The sequence below is a fragment of the Pseudomonas sp. AC252 genome, assembly GCF_979258105.1.
Map to the genome: position 1 here is coordinate 1,800,286 of NZ_OZ409837.1, position 23,630 is coordinate 1,823,915.

22 protein-coding genes are annotated in these 23,630 nt (G+C 60.8%); 8 read left to right on the top strand and 14 right to left on the bottom strand.

Features of this window, described 5'->3' with window-relative positions:
* Positions 1 to 21: 21 nt before the first annotated feature.
* Positions 22 to 525, bottom strand: a complete 504-nt coding sequence (tssB, locus tag ACZZZ4_RS08450) for a type VI secretion system contractile sheath small subunit (RefSeq protein ID WP_016772498.1) — start codon at positions 523 to 525, stop codon at positions 22 to 24.
* Between the two features lie 31 nt (positions 526 to 556).
* Complete coding sequence (gene tssA / locus ACZZZ4_RS08455; RefSeq protein WP_463547615.1) at positions 557 to 2,119, bottom strand: type VI secretion system protein TssA; 1,563 nt, start codon at positions 2,117 to 2,119, stop codon at positions 557 to 559.
* Between the two features lie 620 nt (positions 2,120 to 2,739).
* On the opposite strand from tssA, the gene ACZZZ4_RS08460 reads away from it, so the two are divergent.
* A complete protein-coding gene (locus tag ACZZZ4_RS08460; RefSeq protein WP_463547616.1) occupies positions 2,740 to 3,096 on the top strand; it encodes a hypothetical protein in 357 nt (118 codons plus the stop codon).
* 97 nt (positions 3,097 to 3,193) lie between these two features.
* On the opposite strand, the gene ACZZZ4_RS08465 is transcribed toward ACZZZ4_RS08460, so the two are convergent.
* The 3 genes from ACZZZ4_RS08465 to ACZZZ4_RS08475 all read right to left on the bottom strand — a co-directional run bounded on the left by ACZZZ4_RS08465 (position 3,194) and on the right by ACZZZ4_RS08475 (position 4,996).
* Positions 3,194 to 3,469 carry an HU family DNA-binding protein gene (locus ACZZZ4_RS08465; RefSeq protein WP_003213368.1) on the bottom strand — a complete coding sequence of 92 codons (276 nt, stop codon included), beginning with the start codon at positions 3,467 to 3,469 and terminating at the stop codon, positions 3,194 to 3,196.
* Between the two features lie 190 nt (positions 3,470 to 3,659).
* Complete coding sequence (locus ACZZZ4_RS08470; RefSeq protein WP_463547617.1) at positions 3,660 to 4,808, bottom strand: NAD(P)/FAD-dependent oxidoreductase; 1,149 nt, start codon at positions 4,806 to 4,808, stop codon at positions 3,660 to 3,662.
* 20 nt (positions 4,809 to 4,828) lie between these two features.
* Positions 4,829 to 4,996 carry a rubredoxin gene (locus ACZZZ4_RS08475; protein ID WP_003177199.1) on the bottom strand — a complete coding sequence of 56 codons (168 nt, stop codon included), beginning with the start codon at positions 4,994 to 4,996 and terminating at the stop codon, positions 4,829 to 4,831.
* Positions 4,997 to 5,197: 201 nt separating this feature from the next.
* Between ACZZZ4_RS08475 and ACZZZ4_RS08480 the strand changes: the two genes are divergently transcribed.
* Together ACZZZ4_RS08480 and ubiA are read left to right on the top strand one after the other, a co-directional pair.
* Complete coding sequence (locus tag ACZZZ4_RS08480; protein WP_463547618.1) at positions 5,198 to 5,758, top strand: chorismate--pyruvate lyase family protein; 561 nt, start codon at positions 5,198 to 5,200, stop codon at positions 5,756 to 5,758.
* A complete protein-coding gene (ubiA, locus tag ACZZZ4_RS08485; protein ID WP_463547619.1) occupies positions 5,758 to 6,648 on the top strand; it encodes a 4-hydroxybenzoate octaprenyltransferase in 891 nt (296 codons plus the stop codon). Before ACZZZ4_RS08480 ends, ubiA begins: the two co-directional genes overlap by 1 nt.
* A gap of 115 nt (positions 6,649 to 6,763) precedes the next feature.
* Here the strand turns inward: ubiA and ACZZZ4_RS08490 are convergent, their stop codons facing one another.
* On the bottom strand, positions 6,764 to 7,147 hold the full coding sequence (locus ACZZZ4_RS08490) for a COG4315 family predicted lipoprotein (RefSeq protein WP_463547620.1): 384 nt from the start codon (positions 7,145 to 7,147) through the stop codon (positions 6,764 to 6,766).
* Between the two features lie 151 nt (positions 7,148 to 7,298).
* Between ACZZZ4_RS08490 and phoB the strand changes: the two genes are divergently transcribed.
* The 3 genes from phoB (at position 7,299) to ACZZZ4_RS08505 (ending at position 10,875) form a co-directional block, all read left to right on the top strand.
* Positions 7,299 to 7,988, top strand: a complete 690-nt coding sequence (gene phoB / locus ACZZZ4_RS08495; RefSeq protein ID WP_007896474.1) for a phosphate regulon transcriptional regulator PhoB — start codon at positions 7,299 to 7,301, stop codon at positions 7,986 to 7,988.
* Positions 7,989 to 8,124: 136 nt separating this feature from the next.
* On the top strand, positions 8,125 to 9,411 hold the full coding sequence (gene phoR / locus ACZZZ4_RS08500) for a phosphate regulon sensor histidine kinase PhoR (protein WP_310403681.1): 1,287 nt from the start codon (positions 8,125 to 8,127) through the stop codon (positions 9,409 to 9,411).
* A gap of 123 nt (positions 9,412 to 9,534) precedes the next feature.
* Positions 9,535 to 10,875: a hemolysin family protein gene (locus ACZZZ4_RS08505; RefSeq protein ID WP_016772486.1), complete on the top strand. Its 1,341-nt coding sequence runs from the start codon at positions 9,535 to 9,537 to the stop codon at positions 10,873 to 10,875.
* 172 nt (positions 10,876 to 11,047) lie between these two features.
* Here ACZZZ4_RS08505 and ACZZZ4_RS08510 read toward each other — a convergent pair whose 3' ends face one another.
* The 8 genes from ACZZZ4_RS08510 to ACZZZ4_RS08545 all read right to left on the bottom strand — a co-directional run bounded on the left by ACZZZ4_RS08510 (position 11,048) and on the right by ACZZZ4_RS08545 (position 21,796).
* The gene (locus ACZZZ4_RS08510; protein ID WP_039757307.1) at positions 11,048 to 11,944 is read right to left on the bottom strand and encodes a peptidoglycan DD-metalloendopeptidase family protein; all 897 of its coding nucleotides are present in this window, start codon (positions 11,942 to 11,944) and stop codon (positions 11,048 to 11,050) included.
* 208 nt (positions 11,945 to 12,152) lie between these two features.
* Positions 12,153 to 13,094, bottom strand: a complete 942-nt coding sequence (locus tag ACZZZ4_RS08515) for a response regulator (protein ID WP_129997969.1) — start codon at positions 13,092 to 13,094, stop codon at positions 12,153 to 12,155.
* 177 nt (positions 13,095 to 13,271) lie between these two features.
* Complete coding sequence (gene phoU / locus ACZZZ4_RS08520; protein ID WP_039757305.1) at positions 13,272 to 14,033, bottom strand: phosphate signaling complex protein PhoU; 762 nt, start codon at positions 14,031 to 14,033, stop codon at positions 13,272 to 13,274.
* 111 nt (positions 14,034 to 14,144) lie between these two features.
* The gene (gene pstB / locus ACZZZ4_RS08525; protein WP_016772482.1) at positions 14,145 to 14,978 is read right to left on the bottom strand and encodes a phosphate ABC transporter ATP-binding protein PstB; all 834 of its coding nucleotides are present in this window, start codon (positions 14,976 to 14,978) and stop codon (positions 14,145 to 14,147) included.
* Positions 14,979 to 15,072: 94 nt separating this feature from the next.
* On the bottom strand, positions 15,073 to 16,743 hold the full coding sequence (gene pstA / locus ACZZZ4_RS08530; protein ID WP_129997970.1) for a phosphate ABC transporter permease PstA: 1,671 nt from the start codon (positions 16,741 to 16,743) through the stop codon (positions 15,073 to 15,075).
* A gap of 16 nt (positions 16,744 to 16,759) precedes the next feature.
* Positions 16,760 to 18,793 (bottom strand): ABC transporter permease subunit, encoded by a 2,034-nt coding sequence (locus ACZZZ4_RS08535; RefSeq protein WP_200890451.1) that lies wholly within the window; start codon positions 18,791 to 18,793, stop codon positions 16,760 to 16,762.
* Positions 18,794 to 19,265: 472 nt separating this feature from the next.
* Positions 19,266 to 20,264, bottom strand: coding sequence for a phosphate ABC transporter substrate-binding protein PstS (locus ACZZZ4_RS08540; RefSeq protein ID WP_038359380.1), 999 nt, complete (start codon positions 20,262 to 20,264; stop codon positions 19,266 to 19,268).
* Positions 20,265 to 20,497: 233 nt separating this feature from the next.
* Positions 20,498 to 21,796 carry an MFS transporter gene (locus ACZZZ4_RS08545; RefSeq protein WP_039757299.1) on the bottom strand — a complete coding sequence of 433 codons (1,299 nt, stop codon included), beginning with the start codon at positions 21,794 to 21,796 and terminating at the stop codon, positions 20,498 to 20,500.
* 377 nt (positions 21,797 to 22,173) lie between these two features.
* Here ACZZZ4_RS08545 and ACZZZ4_RS08550 point away from each other — a divergent pair, with 377 nt between their 5' ends.
* Both ACZZZ4_RS08550 and ACZZZ4_RS08555 read left to right on the top strand, forming a co-directional pair.
* Positions 22,174 to 22,578 carry an acyl-CoA thioesterase gene (locus ACZZZ4_RS08550; protein ID WP_003229628.1) on the top strand — a complete coding sequence of 135 codons (405 nt, stop codon included), beginning with the start codon at positions 22,174 to 22,176 and terminating at the stop codon, positions 22,576 to 22,578.
* Positions 22,579 to 22,635: 57 nt separating this feature from the next.
* Complete coding sequence (locus ACZZZ4_RS08555) at positions 22,636 to 23,535, top strand: D-hexose-6-phosphate mutarotase (RefSeq protein ID WP_463547621.1); 900 nt, start codon at positions 22,636 to 22,638, stop codon at positions 23,533 to 23,535.
* Positions 23,536 to 23,630 lie beyond the last annotated feature (95 nt).

Below are 23,630 nucleotides of genomic sequence, written 5' to 3' on the forward strand. Positions count from 1 at the left end.
GCTTCCTTGGCTACTGGAGTCTCAGGCGTCCGGGGCTGCGGCGTTCAGGCCCAGCTCACCGAGTACGCGACCGCGGGATTCGTCGTCGGCGAGCACGCCTTCGATCGCTTTACGGAACGCAGGTGCGTTACCCAGCGGGCCTTTGAGGGCCACCAGCGCATCGCGCAGTTCCATCAGTTTTTTCAGCTCAGGCACTTGCTCGACCAGGCTGGCCGGGTTGAAGTCCTTCATCGAATTGACGCGCAATTGCACGGCCAGCTCTTCAGCCTCGCCATCTTCCTGCAGACGGTTCGGCACGCTCAGCGTCAGACCCAGCTCTTGCTTGGCCAACACTTCGTCGAAGGTCATCTTGTCGATGCTGATCGGCTTGCGATCTTCGATTTTGCGATCGTCCTTGCGGTGGGTGTAGTCACCGATTGCCAGCAGCTTCAGCGGCAGTTCAATCTCTTCCTGAGCACCGCCGGTGGCGGGTTTGAAGGTGACGTTGATGCGTTCCTTGGGGGCTACCGAGCCTTCTTTGGCCATGGCTTTTCTCCTTGCGGTTGTGGCCCTGGGCCTATTCGAGTACCACTTCGAGGTCGAGGTGGCACAGCCTGCGATAAATCTCTTCCTTGCGTTCACGTACGGCATGGTTCTGCGGCAACAATTCGCAGCAGCTATGCAGTAGATGCAGCACTTCCAATGCAAGATCGGGCTCCCAGGCGTGCAGGCCTGAGTCCTGTAATGTCTGATCGAGGGTTTCGAGCTGGTTCTTGGCCAGTTCGTATTTCTTGGCCAGGAAACACAGCCGCGCGAGGGTGAACTGCCAGAAGAAGCGTTCACGGCCACCGTGGGCAGATTGCAGACCCTGCTTGAGAATCTGCACGGCCGGCTTCAAACCTTCCTTGCGCAGGATCGGCTGGACTTCCTCGAGGGCTTTTTCCCACGCCGGCTGGGTTTCGACGTTCTCGCTTTCGACCTTGCGCGGCGCGCTGGCGCTTTGCAGGTGCGGCATGACATTGGCGGCGATCCACGCCCGGGTGGACGGATCGGCAAACGGCGCGCCGTCATGGAAGCGCAACTCGATGATGCCCGGCAGGCGCTGAATCAAAAGCGCGAAGTGGATTTCCACTTCGCGCATTGCCAATTCGGCGTTGAGGTTCTGGAGACATTCCCAGACCATCCTCTGGCCATCGAACCAGAACGGCGCCTTCGCCAGGCTCGCCTCCAGTTCCACCAACAGGTCGGCGTATTTGCCCTGATCGACACGGTCCTGATAGAGCTTGAGCTTTTCCAGCGGCAGGCCGCGCAGCACGGTGATCTGCTCGGCGTTGCGCTCGGGCACCGCGTCGATGGTCATCCACAGCAGCGTACGGTTCAGGCGCAGGGCGCGCAGATCGGTGGCCTTCTGCTTGAGCCACCAGGCGCACAACGGGCGGGCGCTTTCCTGCTGCGCGCGCAGGGCTTTGTGCGCATCGCGCTCGTTGTCGATCGGCGCGCCGGGGGTGAGCAACTGACTCGCAGCCTGCTTGACCTGCGCCACCGCCGCGCCCACAACGCCGGGGGCCGGCTGGTTGTCGGCCGCGCGCTGGATCATGGTTTTCAGGCGACGGGAGATCGGCAGCAGCAGCGGCGAATCATCGCCAAGATGCTCAGCACACGCCGCTTCGAGGCCGGACAGGTGCTCGGAGAGCTGCCGGAACATCGGCAACTGCTCTTTGATCGCAATGTTTTCGGTGATGACCTGCTCGAGACGCGGCACCAGCCAGCCGATCGCGGCGGCACGGGTGCGGGGTTTGAGCGGGTGGACGTCGGCCCAGTTGTTTTCCGACAGATGGTGCAGCAGACCGAGGCCGGCGAGCAGCCCGGGGAAGGATTCGCGCTGGTACAGCGACCAGGTCAGCCAGGCGCCGACACGCAAATCCTTGGATTGGGTACGCAGCAGATTTTCGCTGTTTTCGCGGATTTTCAGCCAGTCGATCTGCCCGCTTTCGTGCATCGACGAAGCCTTGGCCAGCTCACTTTCCAGCGCCTCGAATTCGCTCGAGAAACGAACGTCTTCGCCCGCGAAATTCTCTTTGGAAACAGAGACTTTTGCGAGTTCGAGGTAATGGGCGGAAAGTTTGCTTGAGTAGGACATCCATGGCCTTTATTAAGGATTACAGTCATGCGTGCGAATGGAGTTTCAGCAACGCGGGACAGTATCGAAGAGCAGTTCAGCGACTCATCCAATTGAGATGTGCTCTTTCAAGTGGGCGCATCGTAATCACTATGATGGCCACTAGCAAGCATCTGATTAAACAACAAGACGAACTGTTCGTTGAGGTCTGTAGGAGATCGCCCTATATGTCGCAGGGGTTTCCCTGAGGCCGATTAATACACGACGAATTTTCCATGACCCTGTCAAACCCTTGACCCAGAGCCCTGCGCCACGGCCGGGCGAGTTTACCTTACGCTCGTACCCCCAAGCGGCGTGCAGCATGCCAAATTCAAAAAAATAGAAGTAGGACACTTCCGAATACGGATAGCCATCTTTCAACCATTCGCCCGCGACAACGAACAACACGAAAAGTGCTAGCACAATGATGGCATTTCATTAACTTGAAACTTTTATCTTCAAGAAACACGCCCCTGCAGTGCAAACTCGATAGTTATCGATGCATCCGTCTCCAGAAATCCCTTCACTTCATGCCGGAGAATACTCTGACAAAACTCAGGGATACTTCTTACATGAAAACCAATGGTCAGGAGCTTTAACTCATGGAATTGAAACCCATATTTTTCGCCGCGCTTATGTGGCTGCCCATCACCCAAGCGTCAGCGGAAACCCCACCATTGGACGGCCATTACTACCTGACCGGCGCAATGGAAATGGGCGCCGAGTTGCTGTTGCGAAAGGACGGCACCTTTGATGCCGGTGTGGCCTATGGCAGCGCCGACGGCTTTGCCAAAGGCACCTGGAAGGTGGAAAACCAGACAGTGGTGCTGAAGAGCAAAACCAAGCCTGCCTCCAACAGCGATCTGGGCGGGCTGTTCCAGGACCTGCAATTGGCGATCGAGCCAAACTGCCTGGCCGTGGATTTCGGCAACGGCAAGGCTTGCTTCCGACGCCAGTAAGCCAAGAGGCAGCCACAAAAAATGGGCACCCGACCGCAATCGGTGTGCCCATTTTTCATTTGCGGTTCTCCCCGTTATTCAGGGGAGCACGCCGCCATCAAGGATTGACGCTGTCTTTCAACGACTTGCCTGGCTTGAACGCCACGGTGTTGCTGGCCTTGATTTTGACCGGTTCGCCGGTCTGCGGGTTTTTGCCGGTGCGGGCGCCGCGGTGGCGTTGCAGGAAGGTGCCGAAGCCGACCAGCGTCACGCTGTCCTTGCGGTGCAGGGCGCCGGTGATTTCTTCGAGGACGGCGTTCAGGACGCGGTTGGCCTGTTCTTTGGTCAAGTCTGCCTTTTCGGCGATTGCAGCGGCGAGTTCTGGTTTACGCATTAGTGAAGCCCCTTTGACGGTTTTTTGTTGTTATGTCCGTGCTGTTCTCGTTGGAACAGCGCCCAAGGCGCCGCAGGCTCTACTCTGCGGCAGACGGGAGTGAGAATGGCACGCCGCCAGCGGCGGCGCCAGTCTCCCCACGACCTTTGTCGGGGCAAAAGAGCGGTGTTTACGACAGAACGACCGGCATTTACGCCAGCAGCGGCGGCAGCTGTTTGTTCAGGGCCAGTTTTTCCATGACCGCCCCGCCGGTCAGGGCGTAACCGAGCAAATGACCGTCGGCACTGTGGCACAGCGCTTTGATATCGGCGCCCTGCCCTTCGACGCTCCAGACACCTTCGCTGCCGCGCGGCGGCGGCGACACCACCAGCGGGCACACCGGGGTTTTCACGGTGATCGGCATCGGCCCGTAGCTGACCGCGGTCGGGTTTCCGGCGAGGGTTTGCGCCAAGGCACGCGCGCAGCTCATCAGTGGCATCACGTAAAGCAGATTGAGCCCGTCGACTTCGGCGCAATCGCCCAAGGCGTAAATGTTGGCGTGGGAAGTCTTCAGGTAACGATCGACCATCACGCCGCGATTGACCTGCACGCCGGCTGCGGCCGCCAGATCGATGCGCGGGCGCAGGCCGATCGCCGAGACCACCACATCGCACGGGATGATTTGGCCGTTGGACAGGTGCGCTTCCAGGCCATCGGCGACTTTCTCCAGCCGGGTCAGCACCGGGCCGAGGTGAAACTGCGCCCCGATACTTTCCAGCCCGGCCTGCACGGCCGCCGCAGCGGCAGGATGCAAGAGCATCGGCATGACCTGTTCGCACGGCGCGACCAGTTGCACTTCGTAGCCGCCGAGAATCAGGTCATTGGCGAATTCGCAGCCGATCAACCCGGCGCCGAGCAACAACACCCGACGCTTGCCCGCCGCCGCGGCACGGAAGCGCGCGTAGTCTTCGAGATCGTTGATCGGGAATACCAGTTCCGCGCCGTCGCCTTCGATCGGCACGCGCACGGTTTCCGCGCCCCAGGCCAGAATCAGGTCGCGATAGGGCACGGCTTCTTCACCGATCCACAAGCGTTTGTGGCCGGCGTCGATACCGCTGATGCGCGTGTGGGTGCGCACCTCGGCTTTCAACTGCTCGGCCATGGCGCCGGGTTCGGCCATGCTCAGGCCATCGGCGTCCTTGTGCTTGCCGAAACCGGTGGAGAGCATCGGCTTGGAGTAAGAGCGGCCGTCGTCGGCGGTGATCAGCAGTAGCGGGGTTTCGCTGTCGAGCTTGCGAAACTCGCGGGCCAGGTTGTAGCCCGCAAGCCCGGTGCCGATGATGACGACTGGTGCGCTCATGCCTTACTCCTCTGATTTGCTTAGTTGATTTCGATCATTTCGAAGTCCATCTTGCCGACGCCGCAGTCGGGGCACAGCCAGTCTGCCGGAACGTCTTCCCAGCGGGTGCCCGGCGCGATGCCGTCATCCGGCCAGCCGTCGGCTTCGTTATAGATCAGGCCACAGACGATACATTGCCACTTCTTCATTCAGGTACTTCCTCGGGGTTCAGGCGTAGTGCCGGCGCGGACGGTCGATGGGTGCAGCGTTGCCATCCGGCCCAGGGCGTTTTGTACTGAGGGTGCCGGGCAGATGCAAGCCTGTTCGGCGCAACGGCGGCCGGCGCCGCTCGATCTTGTCGCCCGCCATGGTAAGCTCGCCGCCTCATTTGCGGCCAATAATGACTCATTGTGCAACATTCAAATGCCTGCCCCGCCCCGCTCTGGCTGACCCAAGCCCGCCTGACGCCCCACCCCGATCCGTTGACCCTCGACTGGTTGTTCGACGAAGGTTCGCTGACCCGCCGGTTGACCCGTTTGTCCGAGGATGGCTTCAGCGTGTCGCCGCTGTTCGAGGGCTGGGACACCCTGCGCGCTGATGAATGCGCGGCGTTGGAGCTGGCCGACGGCAGCGAAGGCTGGGTCCGTGAGGTTTATTTGCGCGGCCACGGCGAAGCCTGGGTGTTTGCCCGCAGCGTTGCCTCGCGGGCGGCCCTGCAAGGTGATGGCTTGCACATGGATGAACTGGGCAGCCGCTCGTTGGGTGAACTGCTGTTTTGTGATCGGGCATTTCAGCGCCGCGCCATTGAAGTCTGCCACTACCCCGAACAATGGTTGCCGCCAGCGGTGCAAGCCCCTGAGCTATGGGGCCGGCGTTCGCGTTTCGACCGTGGCGCGCTGAGTGTGCTGGTCGCGGAAATCTTCCTGCCGAGCCTGTGGGACGCCGCCCGCGCCCATCCGGAGAATTGCTGATGTATCAGAGCCTGCTCAAGTCCCTCAACCGTCTGAACCCGCGCGCCTGGGATTTCGTTCAGTTGACGCGCATGGACAAGCCGATCGGCATTTACCTGCTGCTGTGGCCGACGCTGTGGGCATTGTGGATTGCCGGCAAGGGCTCGCCGTCGCTGGCCAACGTGGTGATTTTTGTTCTTGGCGTAGTGCTGACCCGTGCCGGCGGCTGTGTGATCAACGACTGGGCCGACCGCAAGGTCGACGGCCACGTCAAACGCACCGCGCAACGGCCGCTCGCTGCTGGCCGGATCAGCTCGAAGGAAGCGCTGGTGTTCTTTGCCGTGCTGATGGGCATCAGTTTTCTACTGGTGCTGTGCACCAACGCGCCGACGATCTGGCTGTCGCTGGGCGGTCTGGCGCTGGCGTTCACGTATCCGTTCATGAAGCGCTACACCTATTACCCGCAAGTGGTGCTGGGGGCGGCGTTTTCCTGGGGCATGCCAATGGCCTTCACCGCCGAGACCGGCGAGTTGCCGGCGGCGGCGTGGCTGCTGTGGATTGCCAATTTGCTGTGGACGGTGGGTTACGACACCTATTACGCGATGACCGATCGCGATGACGACTTGAAGATCGGCGTGAAATCCACAGCGATTCTGTTTGGCGAGGCGGATCGGGTGATCGTCCTCAGCTTGCAGGCATTGTCACTGGGCTGCCTGATGCTGGCCGGGTCGAAGTTCGAGCTGGGGATCTGGTTCCGACTCGGCTTGCTGGTGGCGGCCGGGTGTTATGCGTGGGAGTTCTGGTACACCCGTGATCGCGATCGCATGCGCTGCTTCAACGCGTTCCTGCACAACCACTGGGCTGGGTTGGCGATATTTGTCGGGATCGTGCTGGATTACGCATTGCGCTAATGCATGACACCTGTGGGAGCGAGCCTGCTCGCGAAGGCGTCATGTCAGTCACCTCTGCGATAACTGACACAACGCTTCGCGAGCAGGCTCGCTCCCACAGGGTTTTGGACCGTGGTTATTTGGCCTTGGCGACTTTCCAGGCGCCGTCCATTTTGCCGTCGCCGGTCATGTCGCCGACCTTCTTGTCCATCACGAAGGTGTACAGCGGCATGCCCTGGTAGGCCCACTGCATCGAGCCGTCGTCACGCTTGATCACCGTCCAGTCGCCCATGGATTTGTCACCCGCCTGCGCCATCAACGGCGGCCAGTTCGCCGCGCATTTGTCATTGCAGGCAGACTTGCCAGCGGAGTCCTTGGCGAAGGTGTACAGGGTCATGCCTTTGTGGTCGGTGTACATGCCGTCCTTTTCCATCGCCGGATCGGCCGCCATGGCCAGCCCCGGTAATGTCAGGGCTGCGGCCATCAGCAGGGCTTTGAAAGAAACAGTCATCTGAGTCATGGAAACCTTCTTTTGTGGTTGTCAGGATTCGGACTTAGAGCTTAGTTCAGGATCGGCACAAACGCCGTCGCGCTGAAATACTGTCACACGACTGCAATAATTCCGTTATCTAATGCGGCGCAAGACAGTTAAATGACAAGAGGATTAAGGCATGGTTGGCAGGAGCATTCTGATCGTCGACGACGAAGCGCCCATTCGCGAAATGATCGCCGTGGCGTTGGAAATGGCCGGCTATGACTGCCTCGAGGCGGAGAACTCGCAGCAGGCCCACGCCATCATCGTCGACCGCAAGCCGGACCTGATCCTGCTCGACTGGATGCTGCCCGGCACCTCGGGCATCGAACTGGCCCGACGCCTCAAGCGTGACGAGCTGACCGGGGACATCCCGATCATCATGCTCACCGCCAAGGGCGAAGAGGACAACAAGATCCAGGGTCTGGAAGTCGGCGCCGACGACTACATCACCAAACCGTTTTCGCCGCGTGAACTGGTCGCCCGCCTCAAGGCTGTACTGCGCCGTGCCGGGCCGACCGATGGCGAAGCGCCGATCGAAGTCGGCGGCCTGCTGCTCGACCCGATCAGCCACCGCGTGACCATCGACGGCAAACCTGCCGAGATGGGCCCGACCGAATACCGCCTGCTGCAATTCTTCATGACCCATCAGGAACGCGCCTACACCCGTGGCCAGTTGCTCGATCAGGTCTGGGGCGGCAACGTCTATGTCGAAGAGCGCACCGTCGATGTGCACATCCGTCGCCTGCGCAAGGCCCTCGGCGACGCTTACGAAAATCTGGTACAAACCGTGCGCGGCACCGGTTATCGGTTCTCCACAAAAGCATAAAAGCAGCTGCAAGCTTTCAGCTATAAGCGGCAAGAAACAGCGAGCCGCTCTGACTTGCAGCTTGTAGCTTGAAACTTGACGCTGCGGCTAAGGACGCCCCGTGAATCAAAACTGGCATGGCACCCTGATTCGCCACATGCTGTTGCTGGTCACCGCCTGCCTGGTGATCGGTCTGATCACCGGCTATTACGGCTGGAGCCTGGCGGCGGGTCTGGGGCTTTATCTGGCCTGGACGCTCAAGCAATTGCTGCGTCTGCACGAATGGCTGCGCCAGCATCAACCCGACGAAGCACCGCCCGATGGTTATGGCCTGTGGGGCGAGGTGTTCGACAGCATTTATCACCTGCAACGCCGCGACCAACGGGTGCGCGGGCGTCTGCAGGCGGTGATCGACCGGGTGCAGGAATCCACCGCCGCGCTGAAAGACGCGGTGATCATGCTCGACAGCGACGGCAACCTCGAATGGTGGAACCGCGCCGCCGAAACCCTGCTCGGCCTGAAGACTCCGCAGGACAGCGGCCAACCGGTGACCAACCTGGTGCGCCATCCGCGCTTCAAGGAATACTTCGAGCAGGACAGCTTTGCCGAGCCATTGGAAATCCCTTCGCCGACCAACGATCGCGTGCGCATTCAGCTGTATCTGACCCGCTACGGCAACAATGAACACCTAATGCTGGTGCGCGATGTCACACGCATTCATCAGCTGGAACAGATGCGCAAGGACTTCATCGCCAACGTCTCCCACGAGCTGCGCACACCGCTGACGGTGATCTGCGGCTATCTGGAAACCCTGCTGGACAATGTCGAAGAAGTGAACCCGCGCTGGAGCCGGGCGCTACAGCAGATGCAGCAACAGGGCGGGCGCATGCAGACGTTGCTCAACGATCTGTTGCTGCTGGCGAAACTGGAAGCCACCGACTACCCGTCGGACAACCAGCCAGTGCAGATCGACACGCTGCTGCAATCGATCACCAGCGATGCGCAGCAGTTGTCCGGGGCGAAAAACCAGCGCATCAGCCTTGAAGCCGATGCGCGCCTGCTGCTCAAGGGCAGCGAAGCCGAGCTGCGCAGTGCGTTTTCCAATCTGGTGTTCAACGCGGTCAAGTACACCCCGGCCGAGGGCAACATCCGCATTCGCTGGTGGGGCGACGAGCAAGGCGCGCACCTGAGCGTGCAGGATTCCGGCATCGGTATCGACAGCAAACACCTGCCGCGCCTGACCGAACGCTTCTACCGTGTCGACTCCAGTCGCAATTCCAATACCGGCGGCACCGGCTTAGGCCTGGCCATCGTCAAGCACGTGCTGCTGCGCCACCGCGCGCGCATGGAAATCAGCAGCGTGCCCGGCCACGGCAGCACGTTCACTTGCCATTTCGCCCCGGCCCAGGTGGCCAGCGCACGGGCGATCAGCGCCACCGAGTGATGCCGCCCGGCACACGCCACTAGGCAATCGCACAGTCAGCCGCTACATTGGCTGCCTTGTGCCTGCCTTTCAGGCGCTGTCTGTCCCTACTTTCGAATCACACGGAACCCGCAAAACTCCATCATGGACCCTTCCCCTGGCTTGTCCCTCGCTACCATTTTCGCCGACTTCGGCATGATCCTTTTTGCTCTGATCCTGGTGTTGCTCAACGGCTTTTTCGTTGCGGCGGAATTCGCCATGGTCAAATTGCGCTCGACCCGGGTCGAGGCCATCGCTGAACAACACGGCTGGCGCGGGCACATCCTGCGCACCGTGCACAGTCAGCTCGATGCCTACCTGTCGGCGTGTCAGCTCGGCATCACCCTTGCCTCCCTCGGTCTGGGCTGGGTCGGTGAGCCGGCATTCGCGCACATTCTCGAACCGCTGCTGAGCGCGGTCGGCGTCGACTCGCCCGAGATCATCAAAGGCGTGTCGTTCTTCACCGCGTTCTTCATCATTTCGTACCTGCACATCGTGGTCGGCGAGCTGGCGCCCAAGTCGTGGGCGATCCGCAAACCCGAGCTGCTGTCGTTGTGGACGGCAGTGCCGCTGTACCTGTTCTACTGGGCGATGTACCCGGCGATCTACCTGCTCAATGCCAGCGCCAACGCGATTCTGCGTATCGCCGGGCAAGGTGAACCCGGCCCGCACCATGAACACCATTACAGCCGCGAAGAACTGAAACTGATCCTGCACTCCAGCCGTGGCCAGGATCCGAGCGATCAGGGCATGCGCGTATTGGCTTCGGCGGTGGAAATGGGCGAGCTGGAAGTGGTCGACTGGGCCAACTCCCGCGAAGACCTGATCACCCTGGAGTTCAACGCGCCGCTGAAGGAAATCCTGGCGATGTTCCGTCGCCACAAGTTCAGCCGTTATCCGGTGTACGACAGCGAGCGCCAGGAGTTCGTCGGCCTGCTGCACATCAAGGATCTGCTGCTGGAACTGGCCGCGCTGGACCACATTCCCGAGTCGTTCAACTTGGCCGAGCTGACCCGCCCGTTGGAGCGCGTATCGCGGCACATGCCGCTGTCGCAGCTGCTGGAGCAGTTCCGCAAGGGTGGCTCGCACTTCGCCGTGGTCGAGGAGGCCGACGGCAACATCATCGGCTACCTGACCATGGAAGACGTGCTGGAAGTGCTGGTCGGCGATATTCAGGACGAACACCGCAAGGCTGAACGCGGCATTCTCGCCTATCAGCCGGGCAAGCTGCTGGTGCGCGGCGATACGCCTTTGTTCAAGGTCGAGCGCCTGTTGGGCATCGATCTTGATCACATTGAAGCGGAAACCCTCGCCGGGCTGGTCTACGAAACCCTGAAACGGGTGCCGGAAGAGGAAGAAGTGCTGGAAGTCGAAGGCCTGCGGATCATCATCAAAAAGATGAAAGGGCCGAAGATTGTCCTGGCCAAGGTGTTGATGCTGGATTGATGGGAGTTTGGGGGGCTCTTGTGGCGAGGGGATTTATCCCCGTTGGACGGCGCAGCCGTCCCAAAACCATTGAATGCAGTCAGTTAGTACACAGTTGCAATATTTGGGGCCGCTTCGCGGCCCAACGGGGATAAATCCCCTCGCCACAAAAACCCTCAACACCCTATCGCGCCTACTGCTTGCCCAACGCAAAGTTGGGCAACGCCCCCAGCGGCTGGTTGAACTGATAGGGAATCGACACCAGCCCTTCCCCGGTATTGCGCTGCACCACGAAGTGCAGGTGCGGGCCGCTGCTGTTGCCGGTGTTGCCGGACAGCGCCAGCGGGCTGCCGACCTTGACCCGCTGGCCTTCGCGCACGCTCACCGAACCTTGTTTCAGATGCAGGTACACGCCCATGGTGCCGTCGTCGTGCAGCACCCGGACGAAATTGCCGGAGGCATCGGTGCCGCGCCCGCTCTGGGAGTTCTCGGTCTTGACCACCACTCCCGCTCGCGCGGCGATGATCGGCGTGCCCACCGGCATGGCGATGTCCATGGCGTAGCGATTCTTCGGCCCGTAGTGGCTGTACTGGCCGTTGGCGCCTTGACTCAGGCGAAACGGCCCGCCACGCCAGGGCAGCGGATAGCGATAGCTCTGCGCGGTGCCTGCGGGGTCGCCCAGCGAATATTGGAACTGCGGCGAATACACCAGCGGCTGGTCACGGCTGATCGCCGTCAGCAGCGCCAGCCGCGTGTTGCTGCGCGGTGGCAGCACGCGACGGATCGCCTGCGCGGGCGCGCCACGCACATTGCTCGTGCCGATGAAGGCCAGGGCAACCTCGACCGGCGCATACAGATCGTTGCGCGCAAACACCACGTCGACGCCCTTCTGCTTTTTGATGTCCAGGTACACCTGGCGATCAAGGTGCTCGACCATCCGGTCCTGGAACACGAAGACTTTCGCGCCCTTGCTCGGGCGGTCGCTGTACGAGACCACACCGTTGGCGTCGGTGGATTTGTAGATGGTCATGGCCATCGCCAGCCCGGAGGCCAGGCAGAGACCGCAGAAAAACAGCAGGCGCGCGAGCATGGGCAAAAGTCTGTCGAAGGAAGGCCTGGGAATCAGCCTAGCAGCTGAGACAGACCAGGCTAGTCGACAGATGTTTCAAATTCGCCTGCACGGGAGATGGTTGGTGTTTTGGCTGGCCCCTTCGCGAGCAGGCTCGCTCCCACATTTGGAATGCGTTCCAAGGTGGGAGCGAGCCTGCTCGCGAAGGCGGCCTATCAGGCGATGAAGATCACGCGCCGGGTACGAAGTGCTTCTGCGCCGTGCCACGAGCGATCAGGCGCGAGATGTAGTCGAGCTTCTGCGCGTCCTGGTCGACGAAGCGGAAGGTCAGTTGCAGCCAGTCGCTGTCGGCTTTCTGCTCGTGGGCGACGATGGCGTGCAGGTAACCGTTGAGGCGCGCAATCTCGGCGTTGTCGCCCTGCTCAAGATCAAGCACAGCGCTGTCGAGGATCTGCGGCAGGGTCTCGGTGCGTTTCACTACCAGCAGCGCCTCCTTGATGCTCAAGGCCTTGATCACGCATTGCTGAGTACCGCTTGGAAGGCGCAGCTGGCCCTGCCCGCGACCACCGACTGGCGCCTTCGACGCACCGGGCGCCTGAACCGGCGGGCTGTTGAGCAAACCACGCGATGGCGCAGCTGCAGCGGCGGGCTTGGCAAACGGGTTGGCCGCAGCAGCAGCCGGAGCACCACCGACCACGGCAGGCTTGCCGCCGGTCAGTGCGCTCAGCGAGTCGTTGCCGAACGCCGAATTCATCTTGGTCGGCGCGCTGTTCATCAGGGTGTCGAGCTTGCCGACCTTGTTCAGTGCCTGCTTGACCTTGGTCAGCAGTTGCTCGTTGGTGAACGGCTTGCTGACGTAGCCGGAAACGCCGGCCTGAATCGCCTGCACGACGTTTTCCTTGTCGCCACGGCTGGTGACCATGACGAACGGCATGGTCTTGAGGTTGTCCTGCTCGCGGCACCAGGTCAGCAGTTCGAGGCCGGACATTTCCGGCATCTCCCAGTCACACAGCACCAGGTCAAAAGCCTCTTTGGCCAGCATGGCCTGGGCCTTTTTGCCGTTGATGGCGTCCTCGGTGCGGATTCCCGGGAAGTAATTACGCAGGCACTTTTTCACCAGGTCACGAATGAACGAAGCATCGTCCACGACCAACACACTGATCTTGCTCATCCAACACCCCTATTAAAATCCCGGCAAGCATAACGCTGGCTGATGGCACATTGCCAAAACTCTTCAGTCACGCCGGGACTTTTCGTTCGCGGGTGCTGCTTTTTAATTCGATCTGCCTTGTGTAAAGCGCAAACAAAAACGCCCGGCCAGAGGGCCGGGCGCTTTTCTCAGGCAATCTTACTTATCGTCAGCTTCGCCCGGAACATTAGCGGTTTCAGTGCTTGTGCCTTCAACTTCTTCCTTCATGCGCTTGAGGCCCATGTGGCGCACGTCGGTGCCGCGCACCAGGTAGATCACCAGTTCGGAGATGTTGCGCGCATGATCGCCGATGCGCTCCAGCGAACGCAGGACCCAGATGATGCTCAACACCCGCGAGATCGAGCGCGGATCTTCCATCATGTAGGTGGCCAGCTCACGCAAGGCGGTTTTGTATTCGCGGTCGATGATCTTGTCGTACTGCGCCACCGACAGTGCCAGATCAGCGTCGAAACGCGCGAACGCGTCCAGCGCATCGCGGACCATGTTGCGCACCTGGTCGCCGATGTGACGAACCTCGACGTAACCGCGCGGCGCTTCGCCTTCTTCGCACAACTGGATGGCACGGCGGGCGATCTTGGTCGCTTCGTCGCCGATGCGCTCAAGATCGATCACCGACTTGGAAATGCTGATGATCAAACGCAGGTCGGACGCCGCCGGCTGACGACGGGCGAGAATACGCAGGCATTCTTCGTCGATGTTGCGTTCCATCTGGTTGATCTGGTCGTCGATCTCACGCACCTGCTGAGCCAGGCCGGAGTCGGCCTCGATCAGCGCCGTGACCGCGTCGTTGACCTGCTTCTCGACCAGCCCGCCCATGGCCAGCAGGTGGCTGCGCACTTCTTCCAGTTCGGCGTTGAACTGCGCGGAAATGTGATGGGTTAAACCTTCCTTCGAAATCATGATTTGCTCCGCAAAAGCCATGAGCTGCAAGCTACAAGCTGCAAGCTGATTTGTGTCGTACTCGAACCGCTCTTTCTTGCCGCTTGAAACTTGCGGCTTGCAGCTGTTCGATCAGCCATAACGACCGGTGATGTAGTCTTCGGTCTGCTTCTTCGCCGGATTGGTGAACAGGGTATCGGTGTCGCCGAATTCCACCAGTTTGCCCATGTACATGAACGCGGTGTAGTCGGACACCCGTGCCGCCTGTTGCATGTTGTGGGTAACAATGACGATGGTGAACTTGGACTTCAGCTCGTAGATCAGCTCCTCGACTTTCAGCGTCGAGATCGGGTCGAGAGCCGAGCACGGTTCGTCGAGCAGCAGTACTTCCGGCTCGACCGCGATGGTGCGCGCGATCACCAGACGCTGTTGCTGACCGCCGGAAAGGCCGAGGGCCGAGTCGTGCAGCCGGTCTTTGACCTCGTCCCACAATGCCGCGCCTTTCAACGCCCATTCAACGGCTTCGTCGAGGATGCGCTTCTTGTTGATGCCCTGAATGCGCAGACCGTAGACCACGTTTTCGTAGATGGTCTTCGGGAACGGGTTGGGCTTCTGGAACACCATGCCGACGCGACGACGCAGCTCGGCGACGTCTTCGCCCTTGCGATAGATGTTGTTGCCGTACAGGTTGATCGCGCCCTCGACACGGCAGCCGTCGACCAGATCGTTCATCCGGTTGAAGGTACGCAGCAGCGTCGACTTGCCGCAGCCGGACGGGCCGATGAACGCAGTCACACGCTGCTTGGGGATGTTCATGCTGACGTCGAACAGTGCCTGTTTCTCGCCGTAGTACAGGCTCAGGCCCGGCACTTCGATGGCGACGGTTTCCTGCGCCAGGTCCAGGCTCTGCTTGTCGCGGCCCAGGGCAGACATGTTGATGCCGTGGCTGTGTGTTTCGTGCTGCATGGGGTCTCACTCCGTTCGTAGCTGCAAGCTTCTAGCTGCAAGCTGCAAGTTTGAGCAAAAGCGGCTTGTAGCTTGCCGCTTGTGGCTAATGGCTTTAGCTGTCCAGTGCTTTGTATTTTTCGCGCAGGTGGTTGCGGATATACACCGCCGACAGGTTCAGCGTCGCGATCACCAGCACCAGCAGCAGCGCGGTGGCGTACACCAGCGGGCGGGCTGCTTCGACGTTGGGGCTCTGGAAGCCGACGTCATAAATGTGGAAGCCCAGGTGCATGATCTTCTGGTCCAGGTGCAGATACGGGTAGTTGCCGTCCACCGGCAGCGACGGCGCCAGTTTCACCACACCCACCAGCATCAAAGGCGCCACTTCACCGGCGGCACGCGCCACAGCGAGGATCATGCCGGTCATCATCGCCGGGCTGGCCATCGGGATAACGATCTTCCACAGCGTTTCCGCCTTGGTCGCGCCGAGGGCCAACGAACCTTCACGCACGGTGCGCGGGATGCGCGCAAGACCTTCTTCGGTCGCCACGATCACCACCGGCACGGCCAGCAACGCCAGGGTCAGCGAGGCCCAGAGCAGGCCCGGGGTACCGAAGGTCGGCGCCGGCAGTGCTTCAGGGAAGAACAAGCGGTCCACAGAACCACCGAGTACGTAAACGAAGAAACCCAGACCGAATACGCCGTAAACGATCGCCGGTACGCCGGCAAGATTGTTCACCGCAATGCGGATCACCCGGGTCAGGGTGTTCTGCTTGGCGTATTCGCGCAGGTACACCGCCGCCAGCACGCCGAACGGGGTGACGATCATCGCCATGATTAGGGTCATCATCACGGTGCCGAAGATCGCCGGGAAAATCCCGCCTTCGGTGTTCGCTTCACGCGGGTCATCGGAGAGGAATTCCCAGATTTTGCTGAAGTAGAAACCGAGTTTGGTCAGTGTGCTCATCGCGTTCGGCTGGTAGGCGTGAACCACTTTGCCCAGACCGATTTCGATTTCCTTGCCGTTGGCATCGCGAGCAGTCAGTGCGTCGCGGTTGAACTGCGCATGCAGGTCGGCCAGGCGCGCTTCGATGTCCTGATAGCGCGCGTTCAGCTCGGCGCGCTCGGATTCCATGTCCGCTTGTGCGGTGGCGTCGAGTTTGCCTTCCAGCTCCAGCTTGCGGCCGTGCAGACGGATGCGTTCGAGGCCGGCGTTGATCGCGCCGATGTCGGTTTTTTCCAACGACTTCAGTTGCGCAGCGAGGCCGTTCACACGATCAATGCGCGCCTGCAGCTCAGGCCATGCGGCCTCGCCCTCCGCGATGACCTTGCCGTCCTGTTTGACGTTGACCAGGTAGCCGTAGAAGTTACCCCACTCACGACGCTCGATCGCCATCAACTCCGGCGGCGTGGTCTGGTTGGTCAGCCACTCGCCGACGATCCAGGTGAAGTCGTTGCCGTTCAGGTCACGGTTGCCGACCTTGATCAGCTCGCGAGTCATGAACTCCGGACCCTCGTCCGGCACCGGCAAACCGGCACTCTTCAGACGCGCGCGCGGCACTTCTTCTTTCTGTACCACTTCGCCGATCACCAGATGATTGGCCTGGCCCGGTACGTCGTAGTGAGCGTGGATCAGATCCGCCGGCCAGAAGTGACCGAGACCGCGCACGGCAATCACCGCCAACAGGCCAATGGTCATGATGACCGCGATGGACACCGCGCCACCGCTGATCCAGACGCCCGGGGCGCCGCTCTTGAACCATCCTTTCAGGGAGTTCTGTTTCACAGACTTCTACCTTTGCTTAAAGCGACGAGTATTTCTTGCGCAGACGCTGACGAATCAGTTCTGCCAGGGTGTTCATGACGAAGGTGAACAACAGCAGCACCAGCGCCGAGAGGAACAGCACGCGGTAGTGGCTGCCGCCGACTTCCGACTCGGGCATTTCCACCGCGACGTTGGCGGCCAGGGTGCGCAGGCCTTCGAACAGGTTCATCTCCATGACCGGGGTGTTGCCGGTGGCCATCAGCACGATCATGGTTTCGCCGACCGCACGGCCCATGCCGATCATCAGCGCCGAGAAGATGCCCGGGCTGGCCGTCAGGATCACCACGCGAGTCATGGTCTGCCATGGCGTCGCACCCAGGGCCAGCGAACCCAGGGTCAGGCCGCGCGGCACGCTGAACACGGCGTCTTCAGCGATCGAGTAGATGTTCGGGATCACCGCAAAACCCATGGCCAGACCGACCACCAGAGCGTTGCGCTGGTCATAGGTGATGCCCAGGTCGTGGGAGATCCACATGCGCATGTCGCCGCCGAAGAACCAGTTCTCCATGAACGGACTCATGTACAGCGACAGCCAGCCCACAAACAGGATCACCGGAATCAGCAGCGCACTTTCCCAGCCATCCGGGACTTTCAGGCGGATCGATTCAGGCAGGCGACTGAAGGTGAAACCGGCCACCAGAATGCCGATCGGCAGCAACATCAGCAGACTGAAGATGCCCGGCAGATGGCCCTCGACATACGGCGCAAGGAACAGGCCGGCGAAGAAACCGAGGATCACCGTCGGCATCGCTTCCATCAATTCGATCACCGGTTTGACCTTGCGGCGCATGCCTGGAGCCATGAAATACGCGGTGTAAATCGCTGCCGCAACGGCCAGTGGCGCGGCCAGCAGCATGGCGTAGAACGCAGCTTTCAGGGTGCCGAAGGTCAGCGGCGACAGGCTCAGTTTCGGTTCGAAATCGGTGTTGGCCGCGGTCGATTGCCAGACGTACTTAGGCTCGTCGTAGTTCTCGTACCAGACCTTGCTCCACAACGCGCTCCACGAGACTTCCGGGTGCGGGTTGTCGAGCAGCAGCGGTTGCAGCTTGCCGCCGGCTTCGACGATCACGCGGTTGGCGCGCGGCGACAGACCGAACAGGCCTTGCCCTTCAACCACCTGATCGACCAGCAACGTGCGGTGCGCGGTGCTGTGGAACACGCCGAGCTTGCCGCTGGCATCGAGGGCGAGGAAGCCTTTGCGGCGCTCTTCGGCAGCGATTTCAACGATTGGCGTGGTGCCCATCTGGAAGGTGCGGATCTGCTTCAGGCGCAGCTCGCCATCGGTGTCACGGGCCATGAACCACTGCGCCAGACCACCCTTGGAGTCACCGACGATCAGCGAAATGCCACCGACCAGTTGCGTGGTGGCAGTGACTTCGGCGTCAGCATTTTCCAGCAACTTGTAACGCCCGTTGAGGCTCTTGTCGCGCAGGCTGAACACGTCGGCCTGGGCGCGCCCGTTGACTACATACAGCCACTGCTGGCGCGGGTCGACGAAGATGTTTTTCACAGGCTCGGTCATCTGCGGCAGATCGATACGCTTCTGCTCGTTGGTGACTTCGCCGGTCATCATGTTTTCTTCGCTGGTCAGCGACAGCACATTGAGTTGCGAGCCAGTGGAGCCAACCAGCATCAGTGTCGAATCAGTGGCGTTGAGGCTGACATGTTCCAGCGCACCGCCGCTCTCGTTCAGCGCAATCGGCGCCTCGCCGTACGGGTATTCGATGGCCGGGCTGATGGTTTTCTTACCGTCCGGGTAGCTGACTTTATAGGTATGACGGAACACCAGCGCCTGACCGTTGGACAAGCCCACGGCCACCAGCGGATGACCCGGCTGGTCTTCGCCAATGGACGTTACGCTGGCACCGGCCGGCAATGGCAGATCGACGCGCTTCAATTCAGCGCCACTGTCGATATCAAAAAACAGCGCCTGGCCCTTGTCGGAGACGCGCATGGCCACCTGATTCTGCTCTTCGAGCGAGATCATCAGCGGCTTGCCGGCGTCCTGCATCCAGGCCGGGGTGATCGAGTCTTTCGCAGTCAGGTCAGCGCCTTGAAACAACGGCGCGACGACGTAAGCGAGGAAAAAGAAAATCAGGGTGATGGCCGCGAGCACCGCCAGGCCGCCGACGAGGACGTACCAACGGGTGAAGCGATCCTTGAGCGCACGAATACGGCGCTTGCGTTGCAGCTCAGGCGTATTGAAATCAATGCGCTTGGGAGGGGAAGTCGTAGTCATTGGGGAATTGGCCAGATCATTCATGCGCACACCCTAGCGATCCTGTATGACAGAAAGATGACAATGCAGTGACGCAGCAAATCCGCCAGCCGGAAGTCCGGCAGCGGAGTCGAAAATTTGGTGGTTGCAGGAGCGCGTCTGTTCGCCAAAGCGTCGGGTCAGTCACATTTATGCTGCATGTGACCACCCCTTCGCGAGCAGGCTCGCTCCCACAGGAGTCCGGCTTCAGGCCGGCCTCAGGGTGTTACTTCTTGGCGACTGCGCCGCCTTCCTGCAGACCGAGGTCAGCCAGTGCTTTGGCAGCAACCTTGGCTGGCAGCGGGATGTAGCCGTCTTTCACTACCACTTCCTGACCCTGTTTCGACAGCACCAGCTTCACGAACTCGGCTTCCAGCGGGGCCAGAGGCTTGTTCGGGGCTTTGTTGACGTAAACGTAGAGGAAGCGCGACAGCGGATACTTGCCGTTCAGGGCGTTTTCTTCGGTGTCTTCGATGAAGTCAGTGCTGCCTTTCTTGGCCAGCGGTACGGTTTTCACGCTGGCGGTCTTGTAACCGATGCCCGAGTAACCGATGCCGTTGAGCGAGGAGCTGATCGACTGCACTACCGACGCCGAACCTGGTTGTTCGTTGACGTTAGGCTTGTAGTCGCCTTTGCACAGGGCTTCTTCCTTGAAGTAGCCGTAGGTGCCGGATACCGAGTTGCGGCCGAACAGTTGCACTGGCTTGTTGGCCAGATCGCCGGTCACACCCAGGTCGCCCCAGGTTTTCACGTCGGCCTTGGCGCCGCACAGACGGGTCGACGAGAAGATCGCATCAACCTGTTCCATGGTCAGGTGCTGGATCGGGTTGTCCTTGTGCACGAACACGGCCAGGGCATCCACGGCAACCGGAATGGCGGTTGGCTTGTAGCCGTATTTCTGCTCGAAGGCCGCCAGTTCGGTGTCCTTCATCTTGCGGCTCATCGGGCCCAGGTTAGAGGTGCCTTCGGTCAGCGCAGGTGGCGCGGTAGCCGAACCTGCAGCCTGAATCTGGATGTTGACGTTCGGGTATTCTTTTTTGTAGTTCTCAGCCCACAGGGTCATGAGGTTGGCCAGGGTATCGGAACCGACGCTGGACAGGTTGCCCGACACACCAGTGGTCTTGGTGTAGCTCGGGATAGCAGGGTCAACAGCGGCGAACGCGTTGGCAGTCGCAACGCCAGCAGCGACAAAAGTCATTGCCGCCATCAAACGCTTCAGTTTCATGCCTTACTCCTAGCAGATAGGGTGTGTTAAGTCGGGGCCAAGTATCAGCAGGCCATGTGAACACTCTATGGCTGAAATATGACAATTGGATGAAAGGCCAGTATGTCGCGACAGATCGTTCCCACGCTCCGCGTGGGAATGCCGCCAGCGACGCTCCGCGTCCGCTTCGAGAGGTGACGCAGAGCGTCACGGGATGCATTCCCACGCAGAGCGTGGGAACGATCAGCCGTTAATCAGCGGCCGTTTTTCCAGAGCCACGCACCGACCACCATCCCCACGCCGCACAACACCGCTACATAGTAAGCCGGCCCCATCGCGCTTTCCTTGAGCAGCAGGCTCACCACCATCGGCGTCAGGCCACCGAAGATTGCGTACGCAACGTTGTAGGAGAACGACAGCCCACTGAAACGCACCACCGGCGGGAACGCCTTGACCATCACGTACGGCACTGCGCCGATGGTGCCGACCAGCAGACCAGTCAGCGCGTACAGCGGGAACAGCCAGTCCGGATGATCGGCGAGGCTGTGGTAGAAGGTCCAGGAGCTGATCAGCAGGCCCAGGCAACCGAACACGAATACCCGACCGGCGCCGAAGCGGTCGGCCAATGCGCCGGCACCAATGCAGCCGAGGCTGAGGAACACGATGGCCAGGCTGTTGGCTTGCAAGGCTGTGGTTGGCGAAAAGTGGTAGACCGTTTGCAGCACGGTCGGCGTCATCAGAATCACCACGACAACACCGGCCGACAGCAACCAGGTCAGCAGCATCGAAATGGCAATGGCGCCGCGATGATCACGCAGCACTGCGCGCAGCGGCACTTCTTCGGCCAGTGCCTTGCGCAGTTGCAGCTCAGCGAACACCGGTGTCTCGTGCAGCCAGCGGCGCAGGTACACCGAGAACAGGCCGAACACGCCGCCGAGCAGGAACGGGATCCGCCAGGCGTAATCCGCCACTTCGGCTGGCGTATAAATGCTGTTGATCGCCGTGGCGACCAGCGAGCCGAGGAGGATGCCGGCAGTCAGGCCGCTGGTGAGGGTGCCGCAGGCGTAGCCGATGTGCTTTTGCGGTACGTGTTCGGAAACGAAGACCCACGCCCCCGGCACTTCACCTCCAATCGCCGCGCCCTGGATCACCCGCATGAGCAGCAACAGGATCGGCGCCCAGATGCCGATCTGCGCGTAGGTCGGCAGCAGGCCCATGATCAGCGTCGGCACGGCCATCATGAAAATGCTCAGGGTGAACATCTTCTTGCGCCCCAGCAGGTCACCGAAGTGCGCCATGACGATGCCGCCCAACGGCCGCGCCAGATAGCCCGCAGCAAAGATGCCGAAGGTCTGCATCAAGCGCAGCCACTCGGGCATGTCGGCAGGAAAGAACAGTTTGCCGACGACGGTGGCGAAAAAGACGAAGATGATGAAATCGTAGAACTCCAGCGCCCCGCCGAGGGCGGACAGCGACAGAGTCTTGTAGTCATTGCGGGTCAACGGTCGTGCGGGTTGCTCGGGCTGCGCGAGGCTCGAAGGCGCTGTGGTCATGGCAAGGGCTTCTCTTATAGTCGAATCTGTCGCCACAACAACGCTGGCGGTGGCTCGGACAGGTTCGGCACCATAGCAAATTGTTCGAAAAAGCACATAGAGGCGCGTAATTGACGGTCGAAATCAGAACCGGGTGGTCGTCGCGGGGTCTATCGACCGATATACTCGCCACCTGCGCAGGATTTGTAAGAGGTTACTGTGCGAAAACGTTGTTGGCCCGTCCTTTGCTCGGGATTTAGCCTTTTTCGCAGAGTTTCCCTTTAGGCGCCTGATGGAAAACGTGACGAACGCAGTGTGTTCGGTGTTGAATCGTTTTTCTTGAAGACGGCTACCACTCGCAATACCCACGAAGAGTCACGGGTCAGAGGCCCCTCGGCATGATAGAGCTCGAACAAGAAGATCCGATCCCACAGGGCGACCTGGCCCTGCAAATCACCGCCCTTCCGCGCGAAACCAACGGCTTTGGCGATATTTTCGGCGGCTGGCTGGTCGCGCAAATGGATCTGGCCGGCACCGCCATGGCCAGCCGCGTTGCCGGCGGTCGCGTCGCCACTGTCGCCATTGACCGCATGGCGTTTCTCGTCCCGGTCGCGGTCGGCGCGCAGCTGTCCTTTTATACCCAGACCCTGGAAATCGGCCGCAGCTCGATCCAGATGATGGTCGAAGTGTGGAGCGATGACCCACTGTCCAGCGAATGGCGCAAGGTCACCGAAGCGGTTTTCGTTTTCGTCGCCATCGACGGCAGCGGTCGCACCCGTTCGGTGCCGCCACGCGCGCGTTAAACCTCGCCGCCGTTTTGCGGTCGATAGTCGTCCCCAGTGTCTGATCGAGAGTTGCCCATGAACACGCCCAACGTTGAAGCCGTCAAACAGGATGAACTGAACTGCTGGCGCATCCGCCACGGCAAGGCCGAAGTGCTGGTGGCCCAGCAAGGCGCGCACATCCTCAGTTATCAGATCGACGGCCAGCCGCCGATCATCTGGCTCAACGACAAGGCCGAGTTCAAGACCGGCAAGAGCATCCGCGCCGGCGTGCCGGTGTGCTGGCCGTGGTTCGGCAAGTTCGAACGCAACCCGCACAGCGTGCAGGCCATGTACACCGGCGAGCAACCGGCGCCCGCGCACGGTCTGGTGCGGGCGATGGACTGGCAGTTGGGCAACATCGAATCAGAGGCTGACGGCATCAAGGTCGAGTTCAAGCTGCCCTACCCGGAAGGTGGCCTGCCGGGCTGGCCCCACGAGGTCGATCTGACCCTGACCCTGCATCTGGCGGAGCAACTGCATTACAGCCTGACCAGCCATAACCGGGGCACTGACAGCGTCACGCTGAGTCAGGCGCTGCACACCTATTTCGCCGTGAGTGACGTGCGTAATGTGCATGTCGACGGTGTGGCCGGGCTCAACTACATCGAGACCCTGGATGACTGGAATACAGCCAGCCAGAGCGGCGATCTGCATTTCAGCGGCGAGACCGACCGCATCTACCTCGATGCTCCGCCGCAGCTGAGCATCGTTGATCCGACCTGGGAGCGACGCATTGTGCTGACCTCCACCGGCTCGCGCACGGCGGTGATCTGGAACCCATGGATCGACCGCGCCGCCGCCCTGCCGGACATGGACAACGATGGCTGGCAGCGCATGCTGTGCATCGAAACGGCGAATGTGATGGATGATCTGGTGACCCTGGCGCCGGGGGCGAGCCATACCATGGGTGTCAGCGTAGCTGCTACGCCGCTCTAAGCTCTAGCGCCATACAAAAGGGCAAAGAGCCCTGTGGCGAGGGGATTTATCCCCGCTGGGTCGCGCAGCGGCCCCCGCTTTTTCTAAATCAAAAG

Coding starts and splice junctions, on each gene's coding strand:
- tssB (WP_016772498.1), bottom strand. CDS start 525: ATGGCCAAAGAAGGCTCGGTAGCCCCCAAGGAACGCATCAACGTCACC.
- tssA (WP_463547615.1), bottom strand. CDS start 2,119: ATGTCCTACTCAAGCAAACTTTCCGCCCATTACCTCGAACTCGCAAAA.
- ACZZZ4_RS08460 (WP_463547616.1), top strand. CDS start 2,740: ATGGAATTGAAACCCATATTTTTCGCCGCGCTTATGTGGCTGCCCATC.
- ACZZZ4_RS08465 (WP_003213368.1), bottom strand. CDS start 3,469: ATGCGTAAACCAGAACTCGCCGCTGCAATCGCCGAAAAGGCAGACTTG.
- ACZZZ4_RS08470 (WP_463547617.1), bottom strand. CDS start 4,808: ATGAGCGCACCAGTCGTCATCATCGGCACCGGGCTTGCGGGCTACAAC.
- ACZZZ4_RS08475 (WP_003177199.1), bottom strand. CDS start 4,996: ATGAAGAAGTGGCAATGTATCGTCTGTGGCCTGATCTATAACGAAGCC.
- ubiA (WP_463547619.1), top strand. CDS start 5,758: ATGTATCAGAGCCTGCTCAAGTCCCTCAACCGTCTGAACCCGCGCGCC.
- ACZZZ4_RS08490 (WP_463547620.1), bottom strand. CDS start 7,147: ATGACTCAGATGACTGTTTCTTTCAAAGCCCTGCTGATGGCCGCAGCC.
- phoB (WP_007896474.1), top strand. CDS start 7,299: ATGGTTGGCAGGAGCATTCTGATCGTCGACGACGAAGCGCCCATTCGC.
- phoR (WP_310403681.1), top strand. CDS start 8,125: ATGCTGTTGCTGGTCACCGCCTGCCTGGTGATCGGTCTGATCACCGGC.
- ACZZZ4_RS08505 (WP_016772486.1), top strand. CDS start 9,535: ATGGACCCTTCCCCTGGCTTGTCCCTCGCTACCATTTTCGCCGACTTC.
- ACZZZ4_RS08510 (WP_039757307.1), bottom strand. CDS start 11,944: ATGCTCGCGCGCCTGCTGTTTTTCTGCGGTCTCTGCCTGGCCTCCGGG.
- ACZZZ4_RS08515 (WP_129997969.1), bottom strand. CDS start 13,094: ATGAGCAAGATCAGTGTGTTGGTCGTGGACGATGCTTCGTTCATTCGT.
- phoU (WP_039757305.1), bottom strand. CDS start 14,033: ATGATTTCGAAGGAAGGTTTAACCCATCACATTTCCGCGCAGTTCAAC.
- pstB (WP_016772482.1), bottom strand. CDS start 14,978: ATGCAGCACGAAACACACAGCCACGGCATCAACATGTCTGCCCTGGGC.
- ACZZZ4_RS08535 (WP_200890451.1), bottom strand. CDS start 18,793: ATGCAGGACGCCGGCAAGCCGCTGATGATCTCGCTCGAAGAGCAGAAT.
- ACZZZ4_RS08540 (WP_038359380.1), bottom strand. CDS start 20,264: ATGAAACTGAAGCGTTTGATGGCGGCAATGACTTTTGTCGCTGCTGGC.
- ACZZZ4_RS08545 (WP_039757299.1), bottom strand. CDS start 21,796: ATGACCACAGCGCCTTCGAGCCTCGCGCAGCCCGAGCAACCCGCACGA.
- ACZZZ4_RS08550 (WP_003229628.1), top strand. CDS start 22,174: ATGATAGAGCTCGAACAAGAAGATCCGATCCCACAGGGCGACCTGGCC.
- ACZZZ4_RS08555 (WP_463547621.1), top strand. CDS start 22,636: ATGAACACGCCCAACGTTGAAGCCGTCAAACAGGATGAACTGAACTGC.